We start from the raw sequence: 14,282 nt of genomic DNA, 5'->3' as shown, positions 1-14,282 counted from the left end.
TGACATTTTGGCATTAAGACGCACTCGTTAAAATTCGTAGTTATAGGTTAATAGCCACGTTCTAGGCGCACCAAGACCAATTTGGTTTTTGCCCGAGGTGCCATTGGTAGCCCCAAGCGCATATTCTTTATCCAGAGCGTTATTTAGATTCAATTGCAGATTATGTTTGCCCATGCTGTAGGCAGTCATTAAATCTACGGTCGTATAGCCAGCGAGTTCGACTGCCTCTGCGTCTCCAGCGTAGCGGTCACTGATATAATTCACCCCGCCACCAATTCGCCATTGATCAGCAGGTTGATAAGCGGTCCATAACGAGAACGTTTGTTTCGGTACGTCGTTTGGCGTCAGACCCGTTTTTTTATCTTCAGCATCAAGATAACTATAGCCTGCCGACACATCCCAATTATCACTTAGCTTACCTCGAGCTTCTAACTCTAGACCTTGATGACGAAACTCATCTTTATCCGTCACTTCGCGATTGTCATTGGTTTTTGGGTCTTCTTTATCAATGCGATAGAGAGAAGCATTCAGCATAATATCGTCATTATTTAAATACGTTTTCACCCCAATCTCTTTTAGGTCGGTCTGATAAAGTGCACCCAATTTTGGATTGATAAACGTTCCTGAATAAGGCAGCTGCCATGAACGCGCTACGGTGGCATAAGCGGAGGTGGCGTCATTAAACTTATAGACGACGCCTGTTCGGTAGCTGAATTTGTCGTCGTTAAGCTCACTGTCCTTACCATTAGCGTTTTGACTCAGGCGCATATTGTCATAGCGAACGTTGCCGACAAGTGACCAGTCGCCAATATGATAGACATCTTGGGCAAAGACACCGATGCTTTGGGTGCTATTTTTACGAAATGCGGGGAAACCTGGGTTAGGCGTTGGACCAGCGCTCGGGTTGGTTGCAGATGTGGGTGGTACATTTTTGTCAGTCGCAAGAGTTAAGTCAATGTCAATGTCATTATAATCGGCACCAAATAGCAGCTCATGACTGCCCTTATTCCAAGCAAGCTCAGACTGTAAGGTTTTGCTGGTGCGTGGATCATAACCAAAATTATTGACAGTACGTTCAACCTTATCATTGACCACATCAGCAGATGATTGACGGGTGCCTTTTTGCTCTAAAGTAATATTGCTGTATGAAGCTCGATTGGTCCATTTAAGACCATCATTGATATCAAACTCATGATTGACATTGGCATGCCAAGTGTCTGAATCTTGGTAATCATTGGTGCCGCCATAAAAAGTATTAGGAGGTACATCAACAGGCTTGCCATCTTTGGACGGAACACCGCGATAAGGTACAAGGTGCTGGCGCATAAAATCGAGGGAGAAATCTAGCGTTTGCTGGTCAGTCGGCTGCCAGCGAACTGTCGGTGCGATAAAGACATCATTTGAATCGATATGATCGACATAGGAGTCACTGCGGCGATATTCGGCATTGATACGGGCATTGACGGTATCTGATAATTTATGCGAGCTATCGACGCGCGCCACGGCTAAGCCATCGCTACCCACTTGCGCTTGCACCTTATCGAAGTCATCGCCTTCTGCTTTTTTACTGACGAGGTTGATAATACCACCTGCACTACCACGCCCATACAGCGCGCCCGCTGGACCTTTTACCACCTCTACGCGCTCTACATTGGCGAGGCTGCGATAGGACTGCAATTTGCCATCATCACGCATACCATCGCTATAGACATCGTTTAAACCATTGAATCCACGCAGCACAAACTCGTCTCGGCTACCTTCGCCAAGCGTGTTATTCAAACCGGCGACGCCTTTCATAGCATCCATCACGCGCACCGCGCCCCTATCCTCTAGCTCCGTTTTAGTCACTACCGATACTGACTGCGGCACATCTAACCACTCGGTCTGCGTTTTGGTCCCTGATGTTGGGGCATAAGCAGCATAGCCTTCATAGGTTTTAGCCATGACCACAATCGGCGCTAGCGTCGTTGATGGTAGTGTTGTTAATGGCTGTATAGCTGTCTCTTGAGCAGCAACCTGTTGACTCACCACCATGGTTAGACCAGTCATCATCATGGTTAGGAATAATTGAGCACGGACCGCAGTCACTAAGGGTTTAGGTTGATGGTGAGACATAATTAGATCCATAGATATGTTAAGGAATGAGCGAGGTTGTCAGTGGCTTAGTATCAATAATTATTGAGCAGGATTTATTGATACTTAATTATATGAATGATAATAATTTTGCAAATGATAATAATTTTGCAAATGATAACTATTACTGTTTATAATTGCAACGTTTTAGTAACACTATTCACCTTTAACTGACATAAACACTTGCTAAATAATTGGAATGGTTATGGTTATTATTTTTAAACGTTCTGCGCTTTGTCTTGCTATGTTTTGCATTCATCAACAAAGTAGCGCTGAGATGACGCCCATTAGTAAGAAAACGAGTGTTGAGGCTCGCTCAGACACTTCCATTACAACTAGCTCCATTAATAATAAAGCAGAAACAAAAGTACTTTCTTTTACTGCCGCGCCAATCATTGTCACTGCAGAGACGTTAGGTGATTCTAGTGCTAATCAGGTAAAAGCATTTGCCGGTAATCGTACGGTGATTGACAACGATTTCATTAAGAAAACCGTGAGTAACTCAATTGACAGTGCATTACAGTTTATTCCAGGCATCAAAATTGACGATGAAACAGGGACTGGTGTATTACCTAACATCTCTATCCGCGGTCTACATGCCAGCCGTAGTGGACAAGCGCAGTTTTTGATGGATGGTATTCCTTTAACCTTGGCACCTTATGGTCATACCGGTCAGTCTATCTTTCCAGCAACCCTCGATAATCTTGAGCGCATCGATGTCGTACGCGGCGGGGCTGCGACCCAATATGGTCCAAATAATGTTGGTGGCGTGATTAACCTCATTACCAAACCTATCGCGAAAGAAACTCAAACTGAGATTGGTACCAATTTAACGATCTTTGAACAGAACGGTAAGCCATTAACCAGTTTATATGCCCGTCACAGCCGCTGGTTAAATGATGATTTCGGAGTACAGCTAGAAGCCAACGGTATTAAGGGCGACAGCTTTAGAGATCACTCAGACACTGAAGTCACTAACCTACAAGCAAAAGCCCTTTGGTATATTGATGACAATCAGGAACTAGAAGGGTTCCTACAATACTATGATGCCGATACAGAAATGCCGGGTGCGCTCTCGCCTGCTGCCTATGAGCAAGATGTTGGACAGAGTCAACGCCCACTTGAAGCTTATCAAGGTAAATCAACGCGCTGGCATGCTAAGTACAAAAACTACTTGGATATCGGTGATGAAGCAGTATTAGACGTCACTACTTTTGGTCATCATGCCACACGTAATTTTGAGTGGGGATTTAACTCACAAGCGAACAAACAAGGCGTACATTGGGCAGACCCTACTATTGCAGCAGACAGCCTGCGTACCTCCCCTCGTGAGTTTACTGTTTATGGCGTAGAGCCGAAGTTTTCTATGAAGATTGGTGATAGCAAAAATATCAAGCACCACCTCATCAGTGGCGTGCGCTACGTCAATGAAGACATCGATTATAAACTGACGCAAACCAAACTTGCTGATGGTACGACGACCATGCCCCGTGATTGGAACCTACAAACGGATGCATGGGCCGCTTATGTGAGCGATGAGATGAGCTTTCTGGATGAGCGTCTAAAAGTTAACCCCGGTATTCGTTATGAAAATGCAAAAATGACGTTTAATGATGCTGGTAATAACACGCAAGCAGACAATACCATCACAGAGTGGCTACCTGGATTAACCACATCTTATGCATTAACCAAGTCTGATGACAAGCTTTGGCTGATTTATGCCAATGCGCAGAAATCCCTAAGAACGCCGCAAATTGCCAATATTCGCGGTAACGGTGAAGAAGGCAGTGAGCTTGCATGGAATTATGAAATAGGTACACGCTATACCACCGATAATCTGCAAGCTAATTTGGGATTGTATCGCATAGATTTTAAAGATCAGCTGCAATGGAACAGCGCAGAGCAAAGCTTTGATAATGTGGGTCGTACCTTGCATCAAGGTTTAGAAACTGCGATTACCTATACACCAAAAACATTCAAAAACCTAGATGTAGGTCTTAGTTACAACTATCTTGATGCCACGCTAAAAGAAGGGGCAGATGAAGGCAATCAACTGCCGTACAGCTCGCCACATCAGTTGGGCTGGCACGCCAGTTATAAGCATCAAGATTACAACGCCACTTTATCTGGCGTTTACTATGACAAAGCTTATGCTGATAATGCCAACACGGTAGCAGAAAGCAAAGACGGCGGCATTGGTGAGACACCTGCCTATCAAGTATGGAACTTGAGTCTACAAAAAACATTGCAAGACACGAAAAACGAAAAGCTGTCTGTGCAGTTCGGTATTAACAATTTATTTGATGAGCAGTATTATTTCCGCGGTGTCGATACCAGTCCTGTTGGTCGCTATCCTGCACCCGGACGTTCATACAAATTGGGGCTTAACTATCAATTTTAAGGGTTAACAAATCCTAATCCTTGAATACTTCGCAACGATAAAAGCAAATCTGAAATGGATTTGCCTTTATTCTAAGACGCCAAAACATAGCCGTTTTCTCTGTTAGAGATAAAAAAACGACTCAGCCGCCCGTCATCACACCTCTCTTCATAAGAACTTGCTAGATTCTTGCCATTAATAGCACAATATTTTCATAACTTACTTGTAAATGATTATCATTATCATTATTATTGCGTTCAATAAAAGATTGTGCTGCTTGTTTTTATTTATAGCTAATTATGAAAGGAAAACTCTATGACTTATTCTACGGTTCTCATCACTCATGTGGTCAACGATGCAGTTATTGAAGGTTTTATCCCCGCCTTATTGAAATCGAGGCACGTACCTGACAGTCAATTGATTATCATAACCGATGATAAAGAAGCACACATGGATGCGTTAATAGCGACACCTTTAGGGGCGCAAATCAGCATCCTTGAATGCGATGTATTTAACCCTCTAGCGATCATTGATACCTTAAATAATTATCATATCCTGCCCAATCTGGTCTTTAGTAATAGCGACCATCTACAAACCGCAACCGCCATCGTCGCTGAATTTTTCCATTTGCCTAGCAAAGACTGGCATCACTGCTTGGTCTTTAAAGACAAGTACTTAATGAGAACACAGCTGCAATCTGCTCACTTATACCAAGCCGGCTATCAGCTGCTAACCGCCAAAGATTTACACCTTGAGAATCTCAGCATCAGCTTCCCTTTAGTCGCTAAACCCAAGCAAGGCGTCGCTAGCATGGACGTGCAGCTTTGTATGAATAAAAATGAGCTGCTAAGCTATTGCCAAAGTTTTTGGCAGTCAAAAACCCTGCCTATTTTGGTTGAGTCCTATGTGGCTGGGCGCTTAATTACGTTAGAGACACTCGGAGATGGTGAGCGTTTGGTGGCGGTAGGCGGCTTTGAGGTGACATTGACCGAACCGCCACATTTTGTAGAGCTTGATGCAGTTTGGAATACGCCTTTATGTGTACAGTACCGTGAGCGTTGTTTGGCGATTCTACAAGATATCGGTGTTGGGCTTGGCGTCTGTCACAGTGAGTTTATTATTACCCCAACGGGCGAGGTGCATTTGGTTGAAATCAACTATCGCAGCATCGGCGATGGTAGAGAGTTTCTATTACATGATATGGCGCACTACCCTTGGTTTGATACCATTGTTAGATTGCATCAAGGGGTCAGCATTGCTGAGTTAGAGGCCGAGTTCGGGTCACTTGCCATCAGTACGCATGCACGCATTCATTACATTGTTGCACCTCAATCTGGCACCATTTGCATAGCACCTAGCCCCTTTAATAAGCAAATGCAGCAGACGACCATTATCCATCAGCCCCTAAAAAAACAACATCAAACCATTCATATTACCCACTCTAATAAAGACTATTTAAGCCGACTACTGGCTTATTCCGATTGCGCAAACACCATGAATGACGTACTAAGCGATGCCATAGCAAGTTTGCAATGGCAGTTTGAATCATAAAAATTTTTAGACACACCTTTTACCGATTTAACTTTTAGTTTTTAGTTTTTAACTTGTTATATTTTGAGAGCTTATAATGGACAAACAATATATTACCGAACGCTTTATCAACACCTGTATCCGCGAAGATGTCTATGGCTTGCTATCAGATCATGCGATTATCGAAACAGAATTTGATATTCCTCATCTGCCAGAGGTGTTAAAACAGCAAAAATTGTGGCTAGAGATAACCTCGTCCAATCAAACCAACTGGTTGCCGATTATAGCCAGTGATCATATGCAATATTGGCAACTTGCCAGCCCAATGTGGCTTCAAAAAAACTCAGACGGTTACCTCATCAAGCATGACTATCAGGATTTTGTCGCCATTCTCAAACAGTTGCCAGATGCCTGTGAGACTGCGCTTGATAGCTATCTGCTTGAGCTTAATTGTGCTACCGAACACCGAGCGTTAGCGCGCCAAGGGTTTGAGTCTCAACGCTGCCATCTTGAGCGCAATATTAATGGATACCCAAGCTGGTCTGAGCGTTTGCTATACGCCGATCAAGTCGCCTCGTATTTGGATCACCCTTATTATCCGACTGCCCGAGCCAAGCTTGGTCTGGACGCGTCTGATATCGCAGCCTATAGTCCAGAGTTTGCGCCAACCTTTAGTCTACATTGGGTTGCTATCTCTAAAGCAATAAGCACTGTCAGCGCTAAGCTGCCTGATATTTGGCCAAGCTTTGCAGACGTCGGTCTCAGTTCGGACCTCCAACAGACGCACCATCTGTTTCCCATACATCCGTTAACCTTGCCGCTGCTGCACCAGCATGTTCTCAAGGAGACTTCGCTGCAAATTATATTGGCACCCAAGTCTGCGCTAAGCGTACAACCGACCTTATCTGTGCGCACGGTAGTGTGCTGTGCTGAGCCAAATATTCATATCAAAGTGCCGCTCATCGTCCGCACCTTGGGCAATAAAAACGTACGCTTAATTAAGCCTTCAACCATTTATGATGGTTACTGGTTTCAACGCACCTTGCAGTTGATTGAAAAAAATGATGCTGCGCTGCAAGGGTGTTACGCCCATTGCGATGAAAGCCTAGGTGGTCATATGGGCGATGATAAAACTCTTGCCTTTATAGTCAGGCGCTATGACGATATCAATTTAACGGATAAAACCCCTGTCCCAGTGGCAGCATTTGGCAGCGTCATGCCTGATGGTCGCCCCTTTATCAGCCACTTAATTGCACAGTTTTATGACGGTGATAGTCAGCGTTGGTTAAAAGAGTGCATCCATCTGTTGTGCCATGTTCATTTAAATTTATGGATCAAATATGGCATTGCGCTAGAAGCCAATCAGCAAAATGCCGTCATTGTATTTGATCACCATAGCCGCACGATGACCTTGCTCATGAAAGACAATGATTCTGCACGCCTTTATCCACCACGATTTAACGCTGGCATGGCACAATTTGGTTTAGGCAATGTGATAAATAGCAGTGCTATTAATGATATTAAAGACCAACGTATCGTCGTTGAAGATGAGTTGGCATTAGCGCAGATGTTTTTGACCATCACGCTCCAGCTAGACATCGTTGCCATTATTGAGATGATGAGCGCCCATAACATCATCGACCGTCATCAAGCCTATCAAACCCTCATAAGCGGTATTGATACGACCTTACACAGCCTCTCCAAGCAAGGTTACGACATCCATCTTGCCAAGCAAGTCTTAATAGAGAGCCAGCACTGGTATATCAAATACTTATTGTCTGCTGGTAGCTTATTGTCAAAAGAGCAGTCTGGCGCGACTGATATCAATAAGTTCTATGGCAAATCAGCACCCAATACCTTAAAACTTATGCAGCGACACAAACAGGATTCCTAATGAGCTATCGAATTATGGTGGCAATCGTCCTATGTTGTCACTACCTGTCCGCGTTTTCTGCTTTAGGTATGCCTTTGTTTTTACCAATCATGCTCCAAGAGCTAAATGCGCCATTGCAATCAGGCTGGGTTGGTTTGCTGTTTATATTACCGACCCTCATGACTGCCATCGCTGCCAGATACTGGGGACGTTTTGCCGATACATATGGTCGCAAAACATCCTTGTTGCGGGCGGAGTTGGGTTTGGCGGTGGGGTTTTTGATATGCGGATTTTCTCAGTCTTTATGGCAGCTCGTCATAGGGCTGAGCGTTCAGGGGCTGTTTGGTGGGACAATGGCTGCCTCAAACGCCTATTTAGCCACCAGTATCACTGATAAAAACGCCTTAAAACAGGTGTTGAATTTCACTCAATTCTCAGCACGACTTGCCCTGATTACGGCCCCGATTGGGCTGGGTTTTTTGGTACAACATTACGAGGTGTTAAGTTTGTATCGCGTGCTTGCCATCCTGCCGCTCTTAGCATTACTACTCAGCTTTTTGTTAAAAAAAGACGTTATCGCAGCAGGCAATATCGGCACAACCGCAAATACTACCGAATTGCCAAAAGCGTCTACAAGAACCAAAACCAACAACAGTAACAGTAACAGCAACAAAGCTAAAAGCGATAAAAAGAAGACGCATCACTCAGTGCAAGCAATCACGGGCACAGATTTTTTCGCCAATCCTTATCTGTTTATATCGTTGCTGCAGTTTTTCTTAGCCTTTTGTATGGTAGCGACTTTCCCCTATTTTTTGCCATTTGCCAAAACTTTTGGGCTTAGCACCTCTCAAATAGGACAATTATATGCCATGCCTCATGTCATGTATTTGATCTGTCAGCTGCTCTATGGGCGCATCAGCCAACGCCTGCCAGCAATGCCCTTAAGCCTTGGTTTTACGGTATTAGCGAGTGCGGTTTTACTGCATTTGACGAATTATCTTCCCTTGATTTGGTTGGCTAGGATGCTATTTGGCGTTGGTATGTTTATGTGTTACCAAAGCCTGCATGCGCAAATGGCGGATACCAATCAGTCTAAGCATAGCGGCAAAATATTCTCTCGCTATGATGCGCTAGCAAAATGGGGCGGCGTGCTAGCAGGATTGTCAGTCACTTTATTTGTACCGATGTTCGGTTTGCTCTCTCCTTTTGTTCTCTCAGCAATGATGGCAGTTATCGCGATAATAACCATAAAAATATATCAAGAAAAATATAGCAATATTGTGTAGAGGTCACTACAGACAAAAATTACTCTAAAAACATCTAAAAAAGACTTCACTTATGAAACCAAACTATTCACTATCAAACAACACGATACCAAATTTTCTACTACCTAGTAAAACAGTTGAAAATACCCCAGTGCCAAGCCTGCTTTCGCAGTACCATCAGTATAAGTCTGAGCAGCACGCACTGACGAATATCATCAATTGTTATCTTCGTGAGTTTGCCATCCCCAATCAAGACCTAAGCATTGATGAGTCTGATGACGACTTACCACTGTGTCTACGTGATAACCGCGTCTGCCTAATCACGCGCCTATTAACGATTCGATTTCCTGTCGCTAATGAGGCTGCTTCTGCAAAAATCGTATTGCCAGTGGCGTATTTTAGTCATCTAGGCAAGTGCCAGCCAAGCGGAGCGCCTTGGCTAAAAGCTCGCGGTCAATCATGGGCATGCCTCAACATTCATCAATTGGTCGATTATCTGCACAGTTATATTGCTACGCGTTATCAAATCGATATCAACCAAGAGCTAAAATATCAGATTGATAATAGCATCAGGGTGACAACCGCTTTTTTGCAGACTTCTGCCAACCACGCTACTGACTACCATCACGATTTACAGCAAGATAAATCCACCGTTAATGGCTATATAGATAGCGAGCAAGCATTGCTGTGGGGTCATGCGTATCATCCGTCGCCAAAAAGCCGGCAAGGGGTCGACATGACGTCTTTATTGGCGCACTCGCCCGAAACCCAAAGCCAGTTTGCTCTGTTTTGGTTTAAGGTTGATTCCTCCCTCGTCAGCTATATTGGCAAAGACACTAAAACCATACTGCGCAATATCGCTCACACCTTACTTGCTGACGCTGACGACTTACCAGAGTCTATTAATTCAGATACTGATAGTTTACATCCTGATAGCGACACCGATTGGGTTTACTACCCTTGTCATCCGTGGGAAGCCGATGACATCTTGGCAAATCCGACCATCAAGCGAGCAGTCACATCAGGATATATGATACCGCTTGGTCTGACAGGTAAGGCGGTATCCCCAACCTCATCGGTGCGCACCTTATATCATCACCAGCTATCACATTTTATCAAATGCTCTATCCATGTTCGTCTGACCAATTGCATTCGCAAAAACGCTTGGTATGAGCTCCACAGTGCCGTGTATTTGAATGCTATTTTAGAAAAAATTGATCACAGCAAGCGTCTGACTGCGCCAGCTTTTAAGCTGATGTTAGAGCCGGGGGCTGCCACCCTTGATATGAGCGCAAAATTCCCCGATGACGATCCCAGCTCGACTCAGTTTATTACCGAGTCCTTTGGCATGTTATTTCGAGAGTCATTTACGACGGATGAAATTAAATATCTTAAGCCACAAGTTGCTGCGGCCTTATTTACAGAGGATAGATTCGGAGACAGCGTCATCGAGCGCCAGCTACAAAAACATTGCGTACACACTGGTCAACGTGATAACGAGCATTCATCTTATGACACTCTAGCCTGCTTATGGTTCAGCCGTTATGCAAATACTTTAATTGACGGCACGTTTGATTACTTTTTTAATCATGGCGTTGTTTTCGAGCCGCATTTACAAAATACGGTGATTGGCTTTCATCAAGGTCTGCCGACATGCGTCTGGATTCGAGATTTGGAAGGCACCAAGCTGGTTGATAGCCTGTGGTCACTTGCTGAAGCGACTGGTTTATCTGAGCGCTGTAAACAATCTATCCGCTACTCTAAAGCGGCAGGATGGTCACGTATTGCTTATTGCGTTTTTGTGAACAATCTTAGTGAAGCCATCTTTTATTTATGCCGAGGTGCGCAATCAGCAGAGATTTTAGAGGCGCGACTTTGGCAGCATGTCAAAGAGATATTGATGAATTGGCAGCTGGTATATGGCATTCAGCCTGAAATTCAGGATTTGTTAGCCGGTGGCAGCTTACCCAGCAAGACCAATTATAAAACTCGATTACTTACGCTTGCTGATAAACATTCTGCCTACGTGATGCTTCCTTGCCCGTGGCAGTCCTCTATGCTCAACGCCAATAAAGACAATATAAAAACTCATAAATCATCTGAATCAAAGGTTGCCTAAAATGATGACAAACGCGACAACAACACACTTAATCGAAACCTCAGATAAGCATTCGCTTCCTCAAAAAATAATTGACTGTATCCATAATTATGGTGCGAAGCCGTCACCGCTCTGTGCTTACATTTATGACTTGAAAGCTCTAGAAGAGCGTATAACAGCTATGAAGCGCTGCCTGCCTGATAACACGCAGCTGTTTTATGCCATAAAGGCCAATGCTGAGCCTCAAATACTATCAACCTTAGCAGAGCATGTAGATGGGTTTGAGGCCGCTTCTGCAGGCGAGCTAAATTGGCTACAAACCCACCAGCCAAACCACCCTATTATTTTTGGTGGACCGGGCAAGCTGACCTCAGACTTACAGCAAGCCATACAACAGCAAATCGATACCATTCATGTGGAGAGTCTGGTCGAGCTGACTCGAATCCAGATCTTAAGCCAATCCTTGCAGCTTCCCGTCCGTATATTTTTGCGGATGAATATTGATATTGGTGATATCGGCAGCAGTAAGCTGGTCATGGGCGGCAAGCCTACCCCCTTTGGGCTAGATGAAACCCATCTCAAGCAAGCGCTAGCTATCATCGACTCAAGCCCATTTATTGAATTCTGTGGGTTTCATTTTCATTTGATGTCGCATCAATTATCAGTAGAGCGCCATCTGCTATTAATGCAGCGCTATATGGAGATGGTCAAGAAATGGCAACAGAATTATCCGTCGTTGCCCTCAAAACTGACCATCAATGTGGGCGGCGGTATTGGTATTCACTATGATCAGCAGCCGCAGCATTTTGAGTGGGAAGTATTCTGTCAACAGCTTGCCAGCATGTTAACGGCAAATCTGCAGTTTACGGTCAGGTTTGAGATTGGACGTTTTATCACTGCACCCTGTGGTTATTACGTCATGGAGGTACTGGATATCAAAAAAAATCTTGGCGAGACATTTGTGATTGGTCATGGCGGCACGCATCACTTTAGAACGCCCGCCGCGCAGCAGCACAACCATCCTTTTTTCATCGTGCCGCGCCGCATGAGCCACGCAATGGAAAACCAGTTGCTAGAAAATCTGATAGAGCAAGCCGCCATCACTGGCACCAAGGCAACCCTTGTCGGTCAGCTTTGTACGCCCAAAGACATACTGGCAAAAGATCAATGGATTGACGCGCTGCATATCGGCGATTACCTTGTTTTTACCTTAGCAGGGGCTTACGCTTGGAATATCTCTCACCAAAACTTCTTAATGCATCAGCCACCGAAAATGATTTTTTTATAAAAGGATAAGGCTAATTTAATATATAAAGAAAAATGTGCGTATTTGCTAGGCACCGTTAATAATTAGGAAAGAATGAAGCTGATTTCAGGTTGACAGGTTGACAGGTTGACAGGTTGACAGGTTGACAGGTTGACAGGTTGACAGGTTGACAGGTTGACAGGTTGACAGGTTGACAGGTTGACAGGTTGACAGGTTGACAGGTTGACAGGTAATGTTGTGGCAAAAATAGAACCTTAAAGTCGTTGAATAGAAACTTATAAATACAAGAAAGCTGATGGTGCGCATAAGACCTATTAAACCTTAACTTTAACCCATCTGCGCTTAAACAATTCTAGACAGTTGATATCACCTATATTCGTATCAAAGGCGGCTAGTGTTATCTAGCCGTGTTTAGGTTTGTATGCCCGTCGTGTGATGGGATTTTTCGTGTCAGACTCGCCTGATAGTATGCTGACCACTATAGACTGACTGTTGATTTTCGTGTGCTTAGAACCTCCTAACCATAACACTCATTTGCATTGATTTATGATCGATGCGCTATACAGGTATAGAACTATTCATTTTAGATATGGATTGCATGATTACGAAATCGATAGCATAGGTTATGATTAAGCAGTATGCCTAAAATCTCCCAATCTAGTTCCTACCTGACTTACAGCGTAGACCACATAGCTGCGTTATATATAAAAAACCCACTAAGCATCTACTAAGGAATTTTAGCGGGTTCTTATTAATTTTAGAAATATTAAGGTAGCTTGATTGATATTTAGGTTTGATAGAAGAATCTGAGCTTAGCCAAACTGAAAGGCTGATATCTGAGTCTTCATTACTTGCTGAGAATAGACCTTTTGCCCTTGATCTGTTCCTGCTGCGCCCGCGATAACCATCAGCGGTATCAAATGCTCTTCGCTTCCTAATAGATGAGACTCGATAGCATGGGGCGCTTTAGACCAATCACTAAGGGCTGCAAATCGCGCATCTTCATCGGCTGCAACCGTCTTAGTTAACCAATCATCAAATGCCACTGATGGAGCCGTGAATTTTTTATCGCCATAACCGCGCATATTATGAAAACTCATACCGCTGCCCACAATCAACACCCCTTCATCACGTAATGCCGCAATTGCTTTACCTGCCATTAAATGGGCTTCAGGATCGAGATCCTGACGTAGCGATAACTGCACTACTGGGACATCCGCATTAGGGAACATGAGTTTTAACGGGATGAATACTCCATGATCAAAGCCTCTTGTAGCATCTTGTGTATTGTTTAAACCTGCATCAGTGAGCATATTACCTATCCGTTCAGCCAATACTGGCGCGCCCGCTGCTGGATAAGTCAGCTGATAAGTATGCTCAGGGAACCCATAATAATCATAAATTAGATCAGGTTGTGTGCTAGCGGTAATACTAAACTCGGAGGTTTGCCAATGTGCGCTGATGATCAAAACAGCTTTGGGACACTGTGGCAAGCGACTTGAGATATCTTTTAAAAATTCAGCCATTTGAACCCAAGTATCAGCTGGCTGCCACTCCATAAAAAAACAAGGACCTGCACCGTGAGGTATAAATAATACTGGCTGCGTGGCTGAAATAGACTCATTATTCATTAGCTTCACTCCATTATCTTTACTAAATACTGCTAGGATGAACAGGCACAATTCCATTAGGATTCAATGCTTTTAGAGAATGATCAGCTGCATCGAAGTATACTA

General features: G+C 44.0%; 8 protein-coding genes. 6 read left to right on the top strand and 2 right to left on the bottom strand.

The features are described 5' to 3' along the window. Window positions 1-27: 27 nt before the first annotated feature. Window positions 28-2,115 carry a TonB-dependent receptor gene (locus VLA57_RS10420; RefSeq protein ID WP_333954879.1) on the bottom strand — a complete coding sequence of 696 codons (2,088 nt, stop codon included), beginning with the start codon at window positions 2,113-2,115 and terminating at the stop codon, window positions 28-30. A gap of 223 nt (window positions 2,116-2,338) precedes the next feature. Between VLA57_RS10420 and VLA57_RS10415 the strand changes: the two genes are divergently transcribed. From VLA57_RS10415 to VLA57_RS10390, 6 genes are all read left to right on the top strand, one after another. Further along, window positions 2,339-4,534, top strand: coding sequence for a TonB-dependent receptor family protein (locus VLA57_RS10415; RefSeq protein WP_133104327.1), 2,196 nt, complete (start codon window positions 2,339-2,341; stop codon window positions 4,532-4,534). Window positions 4,535-4,828: 294 nt separating this feature from the next. Next, window positions 4,829-6,064 carry an ATP-grasp domain-containing protein gene (locus VLA57_RS10410; protein ID WP_133104326.1) on the top strand — a complete coding sequence of 412 codons (1,236 nt, stop codon included), beginning with the start codon at window positions 4,829-4,831 and terminating at the stop codon, window positions 6,062-6,064. Window positions 6,065-6,140: 76 nt separating this feature from the next. Continuing rightward, entirely contained in the window at window positions 6,141-7,937 is a 1,797-nt protein-coding gene (locus VLA57_RS10405) for an IucA/IucC family protein (RefSeq protein ID WP_133104325.1), read from the top strand. Then, the gene (locus tag VLA57_RS10400; protein WP_133104324.1) at window positions 7,937-9,202 is read left to right on the top strand and encodes an MFS transporter; all 1,266 of its coding nucleotides are present in this window, start codon (window positions 7,937-7,939) and stop codon (window positions 9,200-9,202) included. Before VLA57_RS10405 ends, VLA57_RS10400 begins: the two co-directional genes overlap by 1 nt. Before the next feature lie 52 nt (window positions 9,203-9,254). Further along, complete coding sequence (locus VLA57_RS10395) at window positions 9,255-11,300, top strand: IucA/IucC family protein (RefSeq protein ID WP_133104323.1); 2,046 nt, start codon at window positions 9,255-9,257, stop codon at window positions 11,298-11,300. A 1-nt stretch (window position 11,301) separates the two neighbouring features. Continuing rightward, complete coding sequence (locus VLA57_RS10390; protein WP_133104322.1) at window positions 11,302-12,567, top strand: type III PLP-dependent enzyme; 1,266 nt, start codon at window positions 11,302-11,304, stop codon at window positions 12,565-12,567. Between the two features lie 791 nt (window positions 12,568-13,358). Here VLA57_RS10390 and VLA57_RS10385 read toward each other — a convergent pair. Continuing rightward, window positions 13,359-14,177 carry a DODA-type extradiol aromatic ring-opening family dioxygenase gene (locus VLA57_RS10385; protein ID WP_133104321.1) on the bottom strand — a complete coding sequence of 273 codons (819 nt, stop codon included), beginning with the start codon at window positions 14,175-14,177 and terminating at the stop codon, window positions 13,359-13,361. Between the last annotated feature and the right edge of the window lie 105 nt (window positions 14,178-14,282).

Source organism: Psychrobacter sp. S4(2024), assembly GCF_036861305.1.
In the GTDB taxonomy this organism is placed as follows: Bacteria; Pseudomonadota; Gammaproteobacteria; order Pseudomonadales; family Moraxellaceae; genus Psychrobacter; species Psychrobacter cryohalolentis.
The sequence above is the reverse complement of the archived record's forward strand: the minus strand, read 5'-3'. Positions and strand labels throughout refer to the sequence as shown.

Bases quoted from the DNA above. Each gene is read 5' to 3' on its own strand.
- VLA57_RS10390 (WP_133104322.1), top strand. From the start codon at position 11,302: ATGATGACAAACGCGACAACAACACACTTAATCGAAACCTCAGATAAG.
- VLA57_RS10420 (WP_333954879.1), bottom strand. From the start codon at position 2,115: ATGTCTCACCATCAACCTAAACCCTTAGTGACTGCGGTCCGTGCTCAA.
- VLA57_RS10395 (WP_133104323.1), top strand. From the start codon at position 9,255: ATGAAACCAAACTATTCACTATCAAACAACACGATACCAAATTTTCTA.
- VLA57_RS10385 (WP_133104321.1), bottom strand. From the start codon at position 14,177: ATGAATAATGAGTCTATTTCAGCCACGCAGCCAGTATTATTTATACCT.
- VLA57_RS10415 (WP_133104327.1), top strand. From the start codon at position 2,339: ATGGTTATTATTTTTAAACGTTCTGCGCTTTGTCTTGCTATGTTTTGC.
- VLA57_RS10410 (WP_133104326.1), top strand. From the start codon at position 4,829: ATGACTTATTCTACGGTTCTCATCACTCATGTGGTCAACGATGCAGTT.
- VLA57_RS10400 (WP_133104324.1), top strand. From the start codon at position 7,937: ATGAGCTATCGAATTATGGTGGCAATCGTCCTATGTTGTCACTACCTG.
- VLA57_RS10405 (WP_133104325.1), top strand. From the start codon at position 6,141: ATGGACAAACAATATATTACCGAACGCTTTATCAACACCTGTATCCGC.